Annotated in this window: 17 protein-coding genes; 2 read left to right on the forward strand and 15 right to left on the reverse strand. The window is 69.2% G+C overall.

Annotation, left to right across the window (positions count from 1 at the left end):
* Window positions 1-95 precede the first annotated feature (95 nt).
* A complete protein-coding gene (locus N4G42_RS15855) occupies window positions 96-1,229 on the forward strand; it encodes a GGDEF domain-containing protein (protein ID WP_233584229.1) in 1,134 nt (377 codons plus the stop codon).
* Window positions 1,230-1,250: 21 nt separating this feature from the next.
* Here the strand turns inward: N4G42_RS15855 and cobT are convergent, their stop codons facing one another.
* Window positions 1,251-2,315: a nicotinate-nucleotide--dimethylbenzimidazole phosphoribosyltransferase gene (gene cobT / locus N4G42_RS15860; protein WP_260667866.1), complete on the reverse strand. Its 1,065-nt coding sequence runs from the start codon at window positions 2,313-2,315 to the stop codon at window positions 1,251-1,253.
* On the opposite strand from cobT, the gene N4G42_RS15865 reads away from it, so the two are divergent.
* The gene (locus N4G42_RS15865; protein WP_099730640.1) at window positions 2,314-3,102 is read left to right on the forward strand and encodes a class I SAM-dependent methyltransferase; all 789 of its coding nucleotides are present in this window, start codon (window positions 2,314-2,316) and stop codon (window positions 3,100-3,102) included. The genes cobT and N4G42_RS15865 overlap by 2 nt on opposite strands.
* Window positions 3,103-3,133: 31 nt before the next feature.
* Here the strand turns inward: N4G42_RS15865 and N4G42_RS15870 are convergent, their stop codons facing one another.
* The 14 genes from N4G42_RS15870 to N4G42_RS15935 form a co-directional block, all read right to left on the reverse strand.
* Window positions 3,134-4,588: a cobyric acid synthase gene (locus tag N4G42_RS15870; protein ID WP_099730641.1), complete on the reverse strand. Its 1,455-nt coding sequence runs from the start codon at window positions 4,586-4,588 to the stop codon at window positions 3,134-3,136.
* Window positions 4,589-4,623: 35 nt separating this feature from the next.
* Window positions 4,624-5,016, reverse strand: coding sequence for a DUF3037 domain-containing protein (locus tag N4G42_RS15875; RefSeq protein ID WP_099730642.1), 393 nt, complete (start codon window positions 5,014-5,016; stop codon window positions 4,624-4,626).
* The gene (locus N4G42_RS15880; RefSeq protein ID WP_099730643.1) at window positions 5,003-5,797 is read right to left on the reverse strand and encodes a HipA family kinase; all 795 of its coding nucleotides are present in this window, start codon (window positions 5,795-5,797) and stop codon (window positions 5,003-5,005) included. The genes N4G42_RS15875 and N4G42_RS15880 overlap by 14 nt, the downstream gene beginning before the upstream one ends.
* A complete protein-coding gene (locus N4G42_RS15885) occupies window positions 5,794-6,873 on the reverse strand; it encodes an aminotransferase class I/II-fold pyridoxal phosphate-dependent enzyme (protein ID WP_260667867.1) in 1,080 nt (359 codons plus the stop codon). Before N4G42_RS15885 ends, N4G42_RS15880 begins: the two co-directional genes overlap by 4 nt.
* Entirely contained in the window at window positions 6,870-7,811 is a 942-nt protein-coding gene (cbiB, locus tag N4G42_RS15890; RefSeq protein ID WP_260667932.1) for an adenosylcobinamide-phosphate synthase CbiB, read from the reverse strand. The genes N4G42_RS15885 and cbiB overlap by 4 nt, the downstream gene beginning before the upstream one ends.
* 69 nt (window positions 7,812-7,880) lie before the next feature.
* Entirely contained in the window at window positions 7,881-8,450 is a 570-nt protein-coding gene (gene cobO / locus N4G42_RS15895) for a cob(I)yrinic acid a,c-diamide adenosyltransferase (protein WP_056747164.1), read from the reverse strand.
* 29 nt (window positions 8,451-8,479) lie between these two features.
* Complete coding sequence (gene cobN, locus N4G42_RS15900; RefSeq protein WP_260667868.1) at window positions 8,480-12,703, reverse strand: cobaltochelatase subunit CobN; 4,224 nt, start codon at window positions 12,701-12,703, stop codon at window positions 8,480-8,482.
* Window positions 12,700-13,086, reverse strand: coding sequence for a DUF2149 domain-containing protein (locus tag N4G42_RS15905; RefSeq protein ID WP_260667869.1), 387 nt, complete (start codon window positions 13,084-13,086; stop codon window positions 12,700-12,702). The genes cobN and N4G42_RS15905 overlap by 4 nt, the downstream gene beginning before the upstream one ends.
* On the reverse strand, window positions 13,083-13,550 hold the full coding sequence (locus tag N4G42_RS15910) for a hypothetical protein (RefSeq protein WP_008906167.1): 468 nt from the start codon (window positions 13,548-13,550) through the stop codon (window positions 13,083-13,085). Before N4G42_RS15910 ends, N4G42_RS15905 begins: the two co-directional genes overlap by 4 nt.
* Before the next feature lie 29 nt (window positions 13,551-13,579).
* Window positions 13,580-14,374, reverse strand: a complete 795-nt coding sequence (locus N4G42_RS15915; RefSeq protein ID WP_260667870.1) for an ABC transporter ATP-binding protein — start codon at window positions 14,372-14,374, stop codon at window positions 13,580-13,582.
* Window positions 14,371-15,405 (reverse strand): FecCD family ABC transporter permease, encoded by a 1,035-nt coding sequence (locus tag N4G42_RS15920; protein ID WP_146871355.1) that lies wholly within the window; start codon window positions 15,403-15,405, stop codon window positions 14,371-14,373. Before N4G42_RS15920 ends, N4G42_RS15915 begins: the two co-directional genes overlap by 4 nt.
* Window positions 15,402-16,304 (reverse strand): ABC transporter substrate-binding protein, encoded by a 903-nt coding sequence (locus tag N4G42_RS15925; protein WP_116747430.1) that lies wholly within the window; start codon window positions 16,302-16,304, stop codon window positions 15,402-15,404. The genes N4G42_RS15920 and N4G42_RS15925 overlap by 4 nt, the downstream gene beginning before the upstream one ends.
* Window positions 16,304-16,906: a bifunctional adenosylcobinamide kinase/adenosylcobinamide-phosphate guanylyltransferase gene (locus N4G42_RS15930; protein WP_260667871.1), complete on the reverse strand. Its 603-nt coding sequence runs from the start codon at window positions 16,904-16,906 to the stop codon at window positions 16,304-16,306. Before N4G42_RS15930 ends, N4G42_RS15925 begins: the two co-directional genes overlap by 1 nt.
* Window positions 16,903-18,264 carry a cobyrinate a,c-diamide synthase gene (locus N4G42_RS15935; protein ID WP_260667872.1) on the reverse strand — a complete coding sequence of 454 codons (1,362 nt, stop codon included), beginning with the start codon at window positions 18,262-18,264 and terminating at the stop codon, window positions 16,903-16,905. The genes N4G42_RS15930 and N4G42_RS15935 overlap by 4 nt, the downstream gene beginning before the upstream one ends.
* Between the last annotated feature and the right edge of the window lies 1 nt (window position 18,265).

The following is an 18,265-nucleotide window of genomic DNA, read 5'->3' on the forward strand; positions in this document are numbered from 1 at the left end:
CAGCGCTGAGCCGTGCGGGTGCGTGGCTATACTGGCTTCGCCTTTGAAACAATTTATTACGTCAGCACGTCCCTCCCCCTCCTCTTGCCTGCCGCATGACGAACCTCGACCCGCGCTCCATGATCGCCCTGGCGGGCTTCATGTCTGCCGTCATGGCCCTGGTGCTGCTGTTCATGCGGCGGCACTACCCGCCCAGCATCCGGGGCGTGGGCGGATGGGCGGCGGCGCCATTGCTGTGGCTGCTGTCCACCGTGCTGTTTGGCGCGCGTGGCGCCATCCCCGACTGGCTGGGCCTGGTGCTGGCCAACCAGTTGCTGGTGCTGGGCTCGGTCACTTATTACATGGGCACCCGCCAGTTCATGGGCCAGCCCGCCACCTGGCGCACCTGGAACTGGGTGATGGCAGGCACCACGGTGGTGTTTGCCTGGCTGACCTACGGGTGGCCCAACTATGCGGTGCGGGTGGGGTTTTTCACCGTGGTGATGGGGGCGCTGTACGCCGCGCAACTGCGTTTCATGCTGCGCCACGGGGGGCGCAACTTCCCGGTGCGGCTGGTGGAGGTGATGCTGGGCCTGCACATGCTGGTACTGGGGGTCAGGCTGGGTTCCATCCTGGCTGGGCACGCGGGCAACGACCTGATGGAGCCCTCGCTGTTCCAGACCCTGTACATCGGTGCCTATGCGCTCACCGTGCTGATGTTGTCCATTGGCGCAGTGCTGATGGCTACGGACCGCTTGCGCACCGAGCTGGAGCATCTGGCCACCTATGACTCGCTGACCCAAACCCTCAACCGCCGTGCCTTGCTGCAGCGCTGCGAGGACGAGCTGGAGCGCGCACAGCGCTACGGCGGCGGTCCGTCCATCATGATGGTGGACCTGGACAACTTCAAGGCGGTGAACGACACACGCGGCCACCAGCACGGCGATGCGGTGTTGGTGCACTTTGCCGAGCGCACCCGCCAGGTGCTGCGCCGCGCCGACCGCCTGGGCCGCTACGGGGGCGAGGAATTTCTGGTGCTGCTGCCGGGAGCCGACGCGCAAGCGGCCCTGGCCGTGGCCCAGCGCATCCACGCCACGCTGGCCTCGGGGCACCCGCTGGACTGCGAGGTGAGCATCGGGCTGACCAGCTGGTCCGGGTCACACGAGACCCTGGACGCGATGCTCTCCCGCGCCGACGCCGCGCTGTACCGCGCCAAGGAAGAAGGCCGCAACCAGACCGTGGTGGGCTAGAGCCTGCCCAAGCAGGGCGGCTCAGGCCGTCTGCGTCGCCACGCCAGCCGATTCAAAACTCGCCATCTCGCGCAGCACGGCGCAGGCCGATTGCAGCAACGGCCAGGCCAGCGCCGCGCCCGACCCCTCGCCCAGGCGCAGGCCCAAGTCCAGCAAGGGCTCTGCCTGCATCTGCGCCAGCATCAGGCTGTGGCCCCGTTCGCCCGAACGGTGGGCAAACACGCAGCGCTGCAGCACCTGCGGCGCAATGCGGCTGGCCACCAGCACGGCCGCGCTGGTGATGAAGCCATCCACCACAATCACGCGCCGCTCGGCCGCTGCCTGCAGCACTGCGCCCACCAGCGTGGCCACCTCGTAGCCACCCAGGGCAGCCAGGGCCTCCAACGGGCTGGTGGCGCCCGCATTGGCATCCAGCGCCTGCTGCAGCACGGCGCGCTTGCGTTCGATGCCCGCAGCATCCAGCCCCGTGCCCGCGCCCGTCACCTCGGCCAGCGGCAGCCCCGCCAGGCGCGCCAGCAGCAGCGACGCCACCGAGGTGTTGGCAATCCCCATCTCGCCCAGCAGCAAGGCGTTGCCTGGCAGGGCACGCACCACCTCCACCCCGTTGGCCAGCGCCTGGGCACATTGCTCGGCACTCATGGCCGGGCCGACGGAGGCATCCTGCGTGCCGGGTGACACCTTGCGCAGCAACAAGCGCGGCTGACCGGGTGCTGTATCGCGCGCAGCAATGGGCTTGGCCACGCCACAGTCCACCACCGTGAGGCCCAGGCCATGCTGGCGCGCAAGCACGCTCACGGCCGCGCCACCCGCCAGAAAGTTCTCCACCATCTGCCAGGTCACATCGCTCGGGAACGCCGAGACACCCCGCGCGGCCAGGCCGTGGTCGCCCGCGCACACCAGCATCTGGGGGGCATGCAGCACGGGGGATTCGGTGCCCAGAATTGCGCCCAGGCGCAGCGCCAGGCGCTCCAGCAGGCCCAGCGAGCCCAGGGGCTTAGTCTTGTGGTCAATGACGTGCTGCAGGCGGCTGGCCAACGCGGCATCATGCAGGTCAGCAACGGATGGAAGTACGAAAGGTGAGGTCATGGTGATGGAGAACACAAAGAACGCCGTGCACAAAGCGGCACAGCAGGGTTTTGAAAAAGAAGCGCAGGCCTACGCGCGCGGCAGGCCGGACTACCCGGCGGCGCTGTCGGCCTGGCTGGCACAGACGTTGGGACTGGGCCCCGGTCGCGAGGTGGCCGATGTGGGTGCGGGCACCGGCAAATTCACCGCGCTGCTCGCAACCACCGGGGCCACAGTGGTGGGCGTGGAGCCCGTGGACGCCATGCGCGCCAAGATCGAAGCCTTGCAACTGCCCACGGTGCGCGCCGTGGCGGGCACGGCACAGGCCATTCCACTGCCGTCCGGCGCGCTGGATGCCGTGGTCTGTGCACAGGCCTTCCACTGGTTTGCCACCCGCGAAGCCCTGGACGAATTCCACCGCGTGCTGCGGCCGGGCGGCAAGCTGGGACTGGTGTGGAACGTGCGCGATGAGTCGGTGGACTGGGTGGCCGAGCTCACCACCATCATCACGCCCTACGAGGGCGATGCCCCGCGCTTCTACAAGGGCGACTGGCGCAAACCCTTTCCACACCCCGGTTTCGGCCCATTGGTCGAGACCCGGCTGACCCACGAGCATGTGGGGCCACCCCAGCAGGTCATCGTGGACCGTTTCATGTCGATCAGTTTCATCGCGGCCCTGCCGGATGCTGAACGCGCCAAGGTGCGCGCCCAGATCGAGGCTTTGATAGCCCGACACCCCGCGCTGCGCGGGCAAGACACCGTGCGCTTTCCGTACACCACCCTCGCCTGCCACTGCGAACGGGTGTGAGGGGCTGAATGGCGCCACGGTATCCGGCGTGCTAAGGCGCCACCAGCGCATCCAGCACGCCCGGTGTGAAGCTGGTGCCCAGGAAGCCTGCAAGGCCGTCAAACACGCTGTCCAGCGTGGGCGCCTGCGCGCCAAACAGCGCGTGCAGCACTGCGGCATCCTCGAACAAGCCGTGCAGGTACACACCCAGCACGTTGCCTGCCGCGTTCTGCCAGGCAATGCCGGGGATGACCTCGCGCGCCACATCGCCCTTGGCAGCCATGGCCGGGTGCTGGGCGGTCTGGCCGTGGTGGATTTCGTAGCCCGTGACAGACACACCCGCCAGCGCGGCCCAGGCCCCCAACACCGCACCAAACTGCGCCTGGGTGCGTTGCACGGTCTTGGCAACCTCAAAGGTGGTGACCAGCGGCAGCAGGCCCAGACCCGGCGCATTGCCGTCGATGCCTGCGGTGTCGATCAATGCCTCGCCCAGCATCTGCAGGCCGCCACACACGCCCAGCACCGTGCCGCCCTGCCCCGCGTGATGGGCAATGGCCTGGTCAAGCCCTTGCGCGCGCAGCCAGGCCAGGTCGGCAGCGGTGGACTTGGAGCCCGGCAGCACCACCCAGTCGGGGGGCTTGAGGCCCGCCAGGTCGGCCGGGCTGCGCGCCCAGATCAGGCGCACGCCGGGCACGTTCTTGAGCGGCTGAAACTCGTCCAGGTTGCTGATGCGCGGGTAGGCGATGACAGCCACGGTGGTGTGCACCGCGCCCGCTGACAACGTGCGGTCATCAAACACGCCGTCCTCCTCGGGCAGGCCATGGCGCCATTGCATGGGGATGGTGGCCACGGTGGGCACACCCGTGAGGTCTTGCAGCATCTGCGGCGCAGGCGCCAGCAGGCTGGCATCGCCGCGAAACTTGTTAAGCACAAAGCCTTGGATCAGCGCGCGCTCGTCCTCGGGCAACAGTGCCCAGGTGCCGTACAGGTGGGCGAACGCGCCGCCCCGGTCGATGTCGGTCACCAGCAGGCAGCGAGCATCGGCATGGCGGGCCACGCGCATGTTCACGATGTCGCTCGCGTGCAGGTTGATCTCTGCGGGCGAACCGGCGCCCTCGATCACCACCACGTCGTTCTCGGCGCGCAGTGCATCCAGCGCTGCGGCGATCTGCGGCCACACCTTTTCGCTGCGGCCGCGCCAGGGCATGGCGGTGAGCTCGGCGCTCACCTGCCCCATCAGCACGACCTGGCTGTGCGTGTCGGCCTCGGGCTTGAGCAGCAGCGGGTTCATGCGCACCTCAGGCTCGGCACGCGCAGCCAGGGCCTGGAAATACTGGGCGCTGCCGATTTCACCCATCACACCCGCAGGGCCCGACACCACACGTGCGTTGTTGCTCATGTTCTGTGCCTTGAACGGAGCAACCTTCAGACCCTGGTTGCTGTAGTAGCGGCACAGCGCCGTGGTGAGCCAGCTTTTGCCCGCGCCGCTGGTGGTGCCAAGCACCATCACACAACGGGCCAATTGGGGAGCAGAGTTTTCAGTCAAGGCAGTGGGCGGACCATGCGGTCCATGATGTGTTCAAGTGCTGCAGCCGCATCGGTGCAGCGGCCCGTGTGCACGGGAGAGGTCTGGATGATGGCGCTGCGTTTGGCGGTGAGCCAGTGAAAGCGCTGGCGGTACGGCAGGCGCGCAATGGGGCCACAGCCTTCGTCGCCCGCACAGATGGCCACGATGGCGGCCAGATGGCGGCGCACGGTATCGATGTCGGCGTGCGGGTCCATGGCCAGCAGGCGCGCTTCATCGAGCGCGATGGCAGCCCGGAGAAAGCCGGTGCGCTGGCACGACAGGATCACGCCCGCGTTGATGAACTCTTCGCGCTCCACGCGCGGCACCACGCGCACGATGGCGTAGTCATACACCTCAGGCACGTGCATCGGCGGCCTCCTTCAGTGCATTCACCCAGGTGGCGCGCCCGGCCAGGCGGGCGCAGAAGTAGTCCACATAGGCCTGGCGGTGGGTAAGGGCAGCGGTCAGCAGGCCTTCTTCGTGATCTGCACCGGCCAGCACCAAAAACTCGTCGGGCACCTCGGCCAGGATGCCCGCCACCACCTCGGGCGTGAGGCGTGCGGCCAGCTCGGCATCCACCTGCGCGAGCAGCGTGGCCCGGGCCAGCAGCACATGGTCGGCAATGGACGCAAAAGGTTTGGCGGGCAAGGCCACCGTGCCGTTCCAGGCGTGGTGAAAGGTCAGTGCCGCACCGTGGTCGATGAGCCAGGGCTGGCGGTGCCACATCAGCAGATTGGTGTTGCGCGCAGTGCGGTCCACATTGCCCACCAAGGCATCGAACCACACGAGGCGCGAGGCAAAATCATCCGACACCACATCCACAGCCGGGTCGAAATTGAGCGCGCCCGACAGGTAATCCAGCCCCACGTTCAGGCCACCGCTGGCGCGCACCAGGTCCTGGATTTCGGGATCGGGCTCGGTCTGCGCCAGGGCGGGGTCGAGCTGGGCCAGCACGATCTCGGGCACGGGAAGGCCCAGCGCACGGGCGATGCCGCCCGCAATGATCTCGGCCAGCAGTGCGCGCACGCCCTGCCCTGCGCCACGGAACTTGAGCACGTAGGTGCCCAGGTCGTCGCCCTCGACGATGGCGGGCATGGAGCCACCTTCACGCAGCGGCGTGACGTAGCGATTGACGGTGATGGTTCTCACAAGGTCTCCCTCGATCCGATGGAATGCGGGATGGTACGGCCCGCAGGGCCCAAGATGGCCTGCCATGCAGCCTGCAGCGCATCTTGTGCGGCGGGCGCCAGCACCCCCAGGCGCACGGTGCCGGGCAGGCCGAACGACGCCGCATCGCGCAGCTTGATGCCACGGGCACGCAGCGCAGCCAGGTCGCTCTGCAATGTGGTGGTGGCAGGCTGCACGCAGAAATAGTTGGCCAGGCTGCCCGCGTGCACAGCCCAGCCCAGATCGGTGCACAGCGTCTGCTGGCGCGCCTTCCAATCGCTCAAAGTGCGCAGGCTGTGCACCAGCCATTGCTGCACGGTGGCCTGCGTCCACGCCTGCAGCAGTGCCACGCCGTGGGCACCCACGGGCCAGGAAGACGCCAGGGCCGTCAGGCCCAGTGCCTGCTCTTCACAGTCTGGCGGCGCAATCGCATAGGCGGCACGTACACCCGTCAGCCCCAGGGCCTTGTTGGGGGTCCAGAGCTGCCAGCAGGCCGAAGGCATGAGCGGCGACGGCGCGCCAGCCCATGCGCCCTCCGCGCCGAGCCGCAGGGGGACATACGCGCAGTCGAGCACACGCCAGGCAACGTCGGCATCGCTTTGTCGCCAACCGCGCAACGAGGGATCTTCCACACCCAGAGGGCTGGAGGGCTCGCACGCCCATTGCAGGCCCGCTGCGGCGCCGCCGCCCCGCAGCACCTCCAGCCCGCGCACCTGCGCGGCCTGGGCGTAGTCGCCATAGCTGTGTGGCGGCACGGCTACCTGCACCGCGCCCTGCTGTGCGGCCAGCGCGGTGATGCGGTGGATGAACTCGCTGGCACTGGCCGCCAGCACGATGCGCCCTGGCGATACGCCGTGGAAGGCGCCCAGGGCCTCGCGCAGCGCCGTGTAGGCCGGGTCGGGGTAGCGTGTGGCGTCGGCCGCCCGCACGGCGTGCAGCGCCTCGGGGCATGGCCCGCAGGCGTTGCTGTTGGTCGAGAAATCAAACACCGGAACGCCCGCGGCGTCCGGGCCACCGTGCAACGGCGTGGGCGCAGAGAAACGACGCGGCGAGCTCATGCATGCGCCCAGGCAAACACCACCAGCACCAGCAACTGCAGGCCCGCCACCACGGGCACCATGGCCAGGACCACCTGCGTGCCCAGGCGTGCAGCGCGCCGCGTATCGAGCGGCCCCGCCCGGCGGCCATTGCTGTGCAGCGTGTACACCCCGGGCTTGGCCAGGCGCACGTTCAACGCCAGTGCCATGGCCGCCATAGGCCAGCCGCTGTTGGGCGATGGCGTCTTGCGCGCCTGGCGGGCCAGCGTGGAAAACGGCAGTCCCCTGGCGACCATCGCCAGCAACAAGGCGGTGATGCGGGCCGGCACCCAAGACAGCACATCGTCCGCCCGCGCCGCCCACTTGCCCGCCCATTGCCAGTAGCGCCCGCTGCGCATGCCGGGGTAACCCCACATGGCATCGGCCGTGTTGGCCAGGCGGTACAGCGCAGCCCCTGGCAGGCCCAGCAGCGCAAACCAGAACAGCGGCGCCACCACGGAATCGTTGAGGTTCTCGGCCAGCGACTCGATGGCCGACTCGCGCACCTGCACGGCGGTGAGAGCGCTCACGTCCCGGCTCACCAAGCGAGCCAGCTGCGCGCGCCCGGCGGGCAGCGACTGGCCCAGCGCCACTTCCACTGCCAGCACCTCGTCGTGCAGCATGCGCCAGGCCAGCAGGGGCTTGAGCAGCAGCGCCAGCATGCCGAGGGCAAGCCAACCCATCAGCGTCAACGCCAGGTGCTGCAACCACCAGGAAACTATCAAAACAATAGCAGCCAAGGCAATCCACACTAGCGCCCCCAGCCAAAAACGCCGAAAGTCCTGTGCCACAGGCGTCAGCGGGGCCACCCGCTCGCCCCCCCAGTGCAAGGCCGTGCCCATCCACACCACCGGGTGCCAGCGGGCGGGCGGCTCCCCCAACCACCAGTCAATGGCCAATGCCAGCAACGGCACGCCCATCCACACCGCTGCCGCAGGCCAGCCCAGGCCAGGGAGCAGTAGCAAGGACCAGTGCTCGGACACAGTGGCTCAGTCTTCGATGCCGCGCTGCGCGGGAATGCCCGCCTTGAACGCGTGCTTGATCAACTGCATCTCGGTCACGGTGTCGGCCAGCTCAATGATCTCGGGGGGGCAGCGGCGGCCGGTGAGGCACACGTGCACGTCCTTGGGCCGATCGCGCAGGGTCTGCAACACGCCGTCGAGCGGCAGCCAGCCGTAGATCAGCGGGTAGGTGATCTCGTCCAGCACCACCAGAAAATGCTCGCCCGACAGGATGGCGGCGCGCGCCTTTTCCCAGCCGTCGCGCGCGAGCTGGGCCGAGTGCTCCAGGTCCTTGCTCTTCCAGCTGAAGCCGTCGCCCAGCCCCTCGATGGGCAGGCCGATCTGCTCGAACATGCGGTGCTCGCCAAAACGCGCGGTGGGCACCTTCATGAACTGGAAGATCTTCACAGCCTTGCCCCGGCCATGCGCGCGCAGCGCCAGGCCAAAGGCGGCCGTGCTTTTGCCCTTGCCGTCGCCGGTGTTGACGATGACAAGGCCCCGGCGTTCGCCCTCGGGCTTTTCGTAGCGTTTTTCGGTGGGCGGGGTTTCGATCTGCATGGTGTCGATTCTTTCAGAGAGACCGGGCATCACACGCCAGTCGGTTGCAACGGGGAAGACAGCGAGGACGGAAGGCGCGCCTGCCACGCGGCACCCGCCATCGCCACCAGGGCCATGACCAGGAGGGCCACGATGCCCGCCATGCGCTCCACGGGGCTGGGTTCGGTGGCGCTGTCAGAAGGGGCTGGCTCGGGCTGCCGCTCCAGCAACACGCCCATGGTAGGCACGGCGGGCGCAGAAGGTGGTGCTTCTGCCTGGGCGGGCGGCGCGGGCAGGTCAGCGGCGGGGGGCGCAGGCTGTGGCGCTGCCAGGGCTGGCGACTGCGGCGCGGCAATGGCCATGCCAGCAGGCGGGGTCAGCTCTACGGACTCACCACGCGCCGCTCGCTCCACCCAGCGGCGCACGCTGGGCAGCTCGGCCGCCAGAGGCGCGGCACGCGTCAGCTCCTGGTACATCTGCGCGAGCTGTTTTTGCGTGTCGGCATCGGCCTGCCAATAGCCCTGACGCTGCGCCTGCACCAGGCGCTCCAGCGACTGGGCGTAGGCCTGTGGATGTTCTTTCAGCCACTCGGGCAGGCCCAGGTGGTGCTTGTCGCGCACCAGCACGTCGTAGAAGCTTTGCCAATGGTCGCTGCGCACCGTGTCGGGCGCCACGGCCTGCCAGCCCCAGGCGAACTGCACGGCCTTGAGCACCTGCAGCGTGCCCGAATAGCCCTCGGCCTTCTGCGCCTGGAGCCAGCCCGGGTGCAGGTAGCGCGACTGCATCTCCAGCGCAATGGCGCGCTGTGCAGTTTCGGTAGTGGGCTCGCCTGCATCCTGCAGCTGGGCCACATGCAGCTCCAGCCCCTGCGCTCGCCCGGCCACGCGGGCGGCCGCCGACAGGCCGCCCAGGTACTGAAACGGGTCGTCCGAGCTGACCATGGCATACAGGTGCGAGCTGCGCGACAGGATGGCGGCATCGGTGCGGCGCAGGTGGGCACCCAATGCCTGGGCCGCCACACCGCCCGCCACGCCGGCCACGGGTTCACCCTCCAGATAAGGCTGGCTCATGCGTTCGAGGAACATCTGGCCCAGGCGCGCATCGTTGGTCTGCAGGCCGTCGCTTTGCACCGCGTCGGACAGGCCGGTGCCGTAGTCGCCCACCGCATTGCCGAACGAGCGCACGCGTGCCAGTTGCTCAGCCTGTGCGCGGGGCACGCCTTGCTTGCGCAGCTCCTGGTCGATCTGCTCGGTGTTGCGCGCAATCACGTTGCCGGGCTCGGCCGTGGCGGCCTGGGCCACCGCACGGTCGAGCAGCGCCATCAGCGCGGGGAACTGGTCACGGTACGAGCCGGTGATGCTCATGAGCACATCAACGCGCGGGCGTTTGAGCTCTTCTGCGGCAATGGTCTCGACGCGCACCGGGCGGCCCGAGTCATCCCACACCGGGCGCATGCCCAGCGCCACCAGCGCCTGGGCTTCCATGATGCCCTGATGGCGCAGCGTTTCACCCGCCCACAGCGACAGCGCCAAACGCTGCGGCGCCTGGCCGCCATGGCGCGCCTGATAGTCCTTGAACCAGTCGTTGAACAGCGTCTGCGCCACGGCATAGGCCTGGCGCGTGGGCAAGCGGCTCGGGTCCAGCCCCGTGAGGTTGCGGCCCGTGGGCAGGCTGTCGGGGTTTCGGATGGGGTCGCCACCGTACGCAGCGGGCAGGTAGCGCCCTTCCAGCGCGGCCAGCAAGCCGGGTAGCTCGCCTTCCGTGGCCAGCAGGCGCTCCAGCTCTTGCGCGCGCTGTGCCAGCTGCAGCAGCGCGGGCGTGTCGATGGGTTGGCGCGCGGCGCGGTTGGGCACATGGTCTTCGGCGCGCACCAAGCCGTCCTGTGCGGGCGGCGCGTCAGGCAGCACGGGGCGCAGGTCCAGCACGCTGGCGGCCTGCGCGTCGGTCAGCGCCACTTCCAGCCAGCGCGCGGGGCGTGCGGCCAACACCGCGTCGTGCTTGATGAGGAAGGCTTCGTCGATGTCCTCGCCCAGCGCCTCGATCAGTGGCTTGCGCAGCGCCTGCAGGATGGTCTCGCGCCGCTGCTCGGGCGCGGGCACGCGGCCGAACACGGCCAGGCCCTTGGGGTGCGAGCTTTGCGCGAGCTGGTCCAGGTAGGGATGCAGAATTTCAAGAAAGCCGTGGAAGTCGGCCGTGATGCGCTCGGCGCTCCAGCCCAGGTCGCGGTGCAGCTGGTGCTCTACAAACTGCGCAACCAGCTGCTTTTCGAGCGCGCGGCGCGTGGGGCCTTCGTCCACGGTTTCCCATTCGTGCATCACCTCGTGCATGTGGGCCATGCGCGCCTCGAAGCCCGCCGGGGCGAACACGGGCGTGCGGTGGCTCACCAGCACGGCGCGGCCCCGGCGCTTGGCAGTGAGGGCCTCGCCCAGGTTGTCCACGATGTAGGGATAGACCACGGGCAGGTCGCCCAGGGGCAGCAGCGCGTCGTCGTGCACATCCAGCGCACGCGCCTTGCCACCGGCCCATTCCTGCGTGCCGTGCGTGCCGAAGTGGATGAGCGCATCGGCCTCCAGCTGCGCCCACAGGTACACGGCCAGGTAATGGTGCGACAGCGGCGCCTTGGACTTGTGCATGAACGGGTTCTGGCCCAGGCGCAGGGTTTCTTCGCGCGGGGGCTGGGGCAATACCGAGAGCTTGCCCACCTGCAGGCGCGGGATGGCGAACACCTTTTCGCCCTGCCACTCGACCACGTAGCGGCTCTTTGCGGGAGTGCCCCAGTGCGCATTCATGCGCTCGCGCACGGCCTTCGGCAGCGTGGCCAGGTGCTGCTCATAACGCGCCAGTGGCAGCGCGGCGGCCTGTCCGTTTTGCAGCAGCGCGCGCACATCAGCACCGGGGTAATAGGCGGCCAGCAGCGGCTTGAGCCCATCGATCCAGCCCTGCTCGGGCACCTGCTGCGTGCGGTAGCCCGCCTGGGCCAGACCGCCCGACACCTGCTCCAGGCTGCGCGGCACGTTGAGGAACGACGCGCCGAAATTGGTGCCGCCCGGCGGGTAGTTGTAGACCATGGCGACCAGGCGCTTGTCGGCGGCGGGTTGGGTCTGCAGTGCGATCAGCCGTCGCGCCTTGGCGGCTACGGCCTGGGCCTGGCGCTCGATGAGGCGAAAGTCCTTGCCCTCGGCGCCGTGGGCCGCCACCAGGATGGGATCGATGGCACCTGCCGCTTCGGGCTGCGCCAGGTAGAACGGCACATCGGACAGCGAGAGGCCCGTATCGCTGGCCTCCCACGCAGCGGCATCACCTGCGCGGTAAGGCTGCGTGCCCAGCAGGGGCACGCCCCAGCGTGCCAACAGCGGCTGAAGCGCAGCGGCCTGGGGCACGAGCTGGTGCAGCACCAGGGCCGAGGCATGCAGGCGGCCCGGGCCTGGGCCAGAGCCTCCTTCAGCGGGCAACTCCAGCACCTCGGCCAGCGTCTGCGCCGTGACCTGCTGACCGAAGGCCGCATAGGCGAACAGACCCTGCTGGCGGAAGGTGCGCAGCCAGGCATCGAGCCACTCCGTGCTGCCGTCGATGAAGTGGTGGCGGTGCACCAGCACGGCCACGGCGGGCAGGCTGCGCAGCGCGGGCTGGCCCTGGCGCCAGGCCTCCAGCGCGGCGGCGTTGGGCAGCAGGCGGGGCGCGTCGGGGTGGTGGATACCCCGGGGGGGCAGGATGTCGGGCGCGGGCAAGGTCGGCATCGCAACACCTGCCACCGTGGCGCGCGCCAGGGCGATGGCGTTCTTCAGATTGCGCGGGCCGCCCGCCTGCAGGTAGGCCACCATGCGGGCGGGAGCCTCCAGCGCGGACAGGTCCACAGCAGGCGTGCCCGCAGGCACCCAGACCACGCGGCCGGGGAAACGTGCGGCGCGGGCATCGAGCTGCGCGCCGACCATGCGGCGCAAGCGCGCCTCCACGCTGGCATGCGGGGCATCCACCCACACCATTGCGGCGCCTGCCAGTGCGCGCTCCAGCTTTTGGGCCTGGGCCGCGTCCAGCACCGCCGGGCCAGCCAGCGGGTAGTCGATATGCACAAAACCCAGGCCCGCCTCGCCAGCCAGGCGCTGCACCATTGCCGTGCGCGGGGCGGTGGTGATGTCGGACGTGAGCCAGAGCAGCACCGGCGCTGTATTTTCAGCGCCGCCCGCTGCCAAGGCTTTCTCAGCCTGGACGGCATGCGCCAGCGGCGCAGCCAGCAGCAGGCACCACAGTGCCGCGCGCAGGATCAGCGCCGTCATGGCTTGGCGGGTGCCGGCGTGGCGGCGCCACCCGCGCCACCGGCCGAAGCGCCGGAAGGAGCAGCGCCCGTTTCAGGGATGTAGACGATGTTGCCGTCTTCGAGCTTGTAGGCCACGCCCGCGCGCACGCCCTGCCCTTGCGCTGCGCTGCCAGCGCCCTTGAAGCGCACTTCCTTGCCCTGCTCGCGCACGACTACTTCCATGTCGGGCTGGCCGGGGTTGCGGATGATGGTGACGCTTTCGTTGGCGCTCGTCTGGGTCTGCACGGCCACGGCCGTGAGCAGCGCCACCACCAGCACCAGGAACACGTCCACCAGGTTCACGGCGGACAGCATCGGATCGTCGTCGTCCTCGGCCAGGACGTTCAAGTGGCGCAAGCTCATTGCGCCACCCCACGCTCCTTGCGCACCACCAGCAGCTCGGCCAGCAGCCAGCGGCGGCGCACCGAGTACACCACCAGGCCCACCGACGCGGCGGCCAGCGCCAGCACCACACCCGCAAAGGCGCCGCTGAACACCGCCAGCGCCTGCTGGCCGTTGCCCGCCGCCACGCTCTGCAGCGCAGGGCCCAGCGGGATCATCGTGGCGATCAGCCCCAGCATGGGCGACAGGCGGCTGAGCAGGCGCACGGGCTCCACCTGGCGCACCAGTTGCAGCTCCAGCTCTTCCATTGACAAACCCGGAGCCACGCGCAGCGAACGGTACTGCGGCTGGCGCCAGCGCTGCCACGCCTCCATGAGCGTGGCGCCGCCCGACCACAGCGCGTAGACAAACGCCAGCCCCACCAGCACCAGCACCGGCCAGAGCAACGACTGCGCGACCTGCGAGAAACCCGATTCGATGTTCATGCTTCCACTCCCTCAATCCATGTGTTGTTTCATTGGCTGTGCTTGCGCTGCATCGATGGCAGCGCCATCCACATGCCATCCAGATGCCGCACGTGGATGCGGTGGTCAAACACGCTCTCCAGTGCCGCGTGCGTGGCGGGTGCATCGCAGGCGCCCTGGTGCAGCACGCGGCCCTGTGCCATCACCACCATGTCGTCGGACTGCAGCGCCAGCGACACCTCGTGCAGCACGCTGACCACCGTGCCCCCCGCATCGACCAGTGCACGCATGGTGTGCAGCCAGTCGGTCTGGTGCGGCGGGTCGAGGTTGGCCAGGGGCTCGTCCATCAGCAGCACCTGCGCCTGCACCGCCAGGGCGCGGGCCAGCAGCACGCGCTGGCGTTCGCCGCCCGACAGCTGCGACAGCGGGCGGTGGCGCCAGTCCCAGGCCTGCGTGGTGCGCAGCGCCTCCTCCACCGCTGCATGGTCGGCCGCACCCGGCGGCGCCAGCCAGGCCTGGTGCGGCAGGCGGCCGAGCATGGTCACGTCATAACTGGTCAGATCGTCGGCCGAGCCTTCGTTCTGTCCCAGCCAGGCGAGCTGGCGGGCGCGTTCGCGCGCCGGGATTTGCGCCAGCGGGCGGCCGAGCAACAACACGTCGCCCTGCACCGCCACACGTGGCAGCAGGCCCGCCAGCACCTTGAGCAGGGTGGACTTGCCCGCGCCGTTGGGGCCGACGATGCTGGTCCAGCGCCCGGCGGGCAATTGCAGGTCAATGCCCTGCAATATCGAGCGATTCCCGATGCTGGCGCTTATTCCATTTGCACTGATAGCTATTGATTTCATAGTGCGCCCCCCTGCGAGGTGCGCCGGTGCATGAGCCACAGCAGATAGGTGCCGCCCAGGGCCGCCGTGAGGACGCCCACGGGCAGCTCCTGCGGCGCCAGCAGCCAGCGCGCCAGGATGTCGGCCGCCATGAGCAGCACCGCGCCCATCAGGCTGGAGAGCACGATGTGCCGTTCGTGTGTCACGCGCACGATGGAACGCACCAGGTGCGGAGCCGCCAGCCCCACAAAGGCGATGAGCCCCGTCTGCGCCACCGCCGTGCCTGTGGCCAGCGCCATGGCAGCCACCAGCCCCACACGCATGGGCATGAGTGGCAGGCCCAGGCTGGCGGCCGTGGCCTCGCCCAGCGTGAGGCCGTCCAGCGCACGTGCCAGCATCCAGGCAACCACCGAGCACAGCGCCCAGGCCACGGCCATGAGCAAGCAGGCCGCCCAGCCCACAAAAGCCGTGCTGCCCAGCGTGAAGGCCTGCATGGCCTGCAGGATGTCGGGCGAGGCCAGTTCCACCAGGTCACGCAGCGCACCCAGCACCACGCCCACAATCACCCCCGCCAGCAACAAGCGCAGCGTGTGCTGCACGCCCTTGGCGAGCAGCAGCGTGAGAACCACCGCCCCCGCCGCCCCCAAAAATGCCATGCCCGTGATGCCGATGCGGGCCATCCACTGCGCCGCCACCGGCGACACCCCGAAGAGCGCCATGGCGACAGCCCCGCCCAGCGCTGCGCCCGAGGCGCTGCCCAGCAGGTACGGGTCGGCCAGCGGGTTGCGAAACAAACCCTGCGCCACCGCGCCCGACAGGCCCAGCAGCGCCCCCGCCAGCCACGCACCCGCCGTGCGCGGCAGGCGGATGTCCCACACGATCTGCCAGGCCACAGGGTCGCCGTGCATGCGCAGCACGCTGTCAAAGCCCGTGCTGCCCACGCTGGCGCCACACACCGCCAGCAACGCGCTGGCGAGCAACAGCCAGGCGGCACACCATGCGGCGCGGCGGCTGGCGGAACCCGTGGGCAAGTCGATCGGAATGCTGGTCATGACGCTTTGTCCACCAGACACCGCGCCATGATGCGGGCCGCCTCGGCCATGCGCGGCCCAGGGCGCACCACCACATCGGAATCGCCGGGGCCAAACACGCACAGCCGGTTCTCCCGGATGGCACGCATGGAAGCCCAGCCGGGGTACGGCACCATGGCCTGCATGCTGCGGTTGCCGATCATGATGATGTCGGGGTTGGCGCGCACCACGAACTCTGGGTTCAGGCGCGGAAACGGCCCCAGCGACGCCGGCACCACGTTGCGCACGCCCAGCCGGGTGAGCGATTCGCCAATGAACGACGCCTCGCCCGCTGCATAGGGCCCACGGCTCACCTCGAAGTACACACGCACATTTTTGGCCTTGGGCGGCAGGGACTGTGCAGCCGCCAGCACGCCCGCGTCGATCACACGCCAGAGGCGGTCGGAGCCTTGCGCCCGGGGCACGCCCAGCAGGTCGCTCACCGTGCCCAGCACGCGGCGCACGTCGGCATGCGTCTTGGGCTCCAGCTGCACCACGGTGAGGCCGAGCGCCTCCAGCCGGTCACTGGCGCGCGAGCTGACGGACATCAGCACCACATCGGGCTTGAGTGCCACGACGGCCTCGATGCTCGGGTCCAGCCCGCCCCCCACCTTGGGCAGCTTGGCAATCACGGCCTCCGGCCAGTTGGAGTAGCGGTCCACACCCACCAACCGGTGGCATTGCTCCAGTTCGCACACGCTTTCGGTCAACGAGGGCAACAGGCTGACGATGCGCTGCGGGGGCCGGGGCAGCGAGACCTCGCGGCCCCGGTCGTCCCGGATGTGCACCGGCTGCGCACGCGCGAGGCCGGCCATCAGCAGGCCCAGCAGCACCAGGATGGCGATGACCCACAGGATGCGGCGCACGGGGGTTGGTTTCATCAGCAGGGTTCCTTCAAAGTGAGAGGCAGACCGGCAGCCATCAACGTGACCCGTGGACACACCTGCGCCACCTGCTGGTTGAGCATGCCCAGCGCATCGACAAAGGCGCGCACCTCGCGCCCCATCGGGATGACCCCCAGGCCAATTTCGTTGCCCACCAGAACAACGGGCCCGGGGGACTGCCGAATTGCTTCCAAAAACATAGCAGCCTGGGCATTCCACTCTAGCGCTTGCGCCTGTTTTTGCTCCAAATCCATGGTTTCGAACCCCAGGGGCATGGTCCAGTGGGTGAGCCACAGCGTGAGGCAGTCCACCACCACCAGGGTTTGCGGCGCGCTGTGCCGCGCAACGGCAGCGGCCACATCGCGCGGCTCTTCCACCGTCTGCAAACCTGGCACGCGCTCGGCGCGGTCGCGCTGGTGGCGGGCGATGCGCTCGCGCATCTCGTCGTCCCAGGTCTGCCCGGTGGCGATCAGCACGGCGCGGTGGTCGGCGGACCGGGCCAGCCAGTCGCGAGCCAGCAGCTCAGCGCGGCGGGATTTGCCGCTTTTCTGACCGCCCAGGATGAGCTCGGTAGTGATGGGGTGTGACGCGGATGTCATGCTTTGCTCTGGCCGCCCAGCAGATGCGCAACCGCCTCGGGGCTGGACGGGAACCACGCATGGAAATAGCTGGCATGGATGCTGCCCTGCTGGTACAGAGCCTCACCCGCATCCGGCGCAACCGCCTCGTGGGGCCGCGCCGTGCGGGACACCACGGGAGCGCTGCTGTCGCTGGTCGAATAGTGGAAGGTGTGGCCGCGCAGCGTATGTCCTGCCACGGTCAGCTGCTGCGGCCCCAGGGCCGCCAGGCGCTTTTGCATGGTCACGCGGCCCGGCAGCAGGCCCCACAGCGGAGCCGCGCTGCCATCGGCCAGCGTGATGGAATCGAACAGCGCCATCATGCCGCCGCACTCAGCCCACAGGGGTTTGCCCGCGGCCACATGGGCGCGCAGGCTGGCCAACATGCCGGTGTTGGCCGCGATCTGCGCGGTGTGCAGCTCGGGGTAACCGCCGGGCAGCCACAGGGCATCGCAGTCCGGCAACGCCGTGTCTTGCAGGGGCGAGAAGAACGCCACGCGGGCGCCCATCTGTTCCAGGCATTGCACATTGGCGGCGTAGGTAAAACAGAACGCCGCGTCACGCCCCACGGCCACGGTGCGGCCCGCGAGCAGCGATGGCGAAGCAATCTTCGAGGCGGGCGTCGGAAAGTCCACAGCCCAGCGCTGCATATCCTCCAGCGTCATCTGGCCCAGGGGGGTAGCGGCCAGGGCATCGGCCGCTGCGTCCAGCCGCTGTTGGCTGTCGTCCAGCTCGTGCGCGGCCACCAGGCCCAGGTGGCGCTCGGGCAGCAGCGCGGCGCCAGCCTTGCCTGCAGCAGAGGCCGTAGCAGGCTGCACCCGCATCAGCGCCCCCATCCAGTCATCCACATCGTGCAAGCCGTCACGCAACATGTCGGCATGGCGAGCACTGCCTACGCGGTTGGCCAGCACACCGGCCCAGGGCAGGCCCGGGCGGTAGTGGCGCAGGCCATAGGCCAGCGCGCCAAACGTGCCCGCCATGGCAGAGGCATCGACCACTGCCAGCACCGGCACCGCAAAGTGCCGGGCCAGGTCGGCTGCGCTGGGGTTGCCGTCAAACAGACCCATCACGCCTTCGATGAGGATCAGGTCCGACTCGCGCGCAGCGTCGTGCAGACGCTGCGCGCAGTCGGCCTCACCGTTCATCCACAAATCGAGTTGGTGCACCGGTGCACCACTGGCCAGCTGGTGCCAGTGCGGGTCCAGGAAATCCGGCCCGCACTTGAACACCCGCACCCGCCGGCCCTGGCGCGCATGCAGGCGCGCCAGGGCGGCAGTGACGGTGGTCTTGCCCTGCCCGGAAGCCGGGGCTGCAATCAGCAACGCGGGGCACCTGGTCATT

It is taken from the genome of Acidovorax sp. K2F, from assembly GCF_025246485.1.
Taxonomy (GTDB): Bacteria; Pseudomonadota; Gammaproteobacteria; order Burkholderiales; family Burkholderiaceae_C; genus Acidovorax; species Acidovorax delafieldii.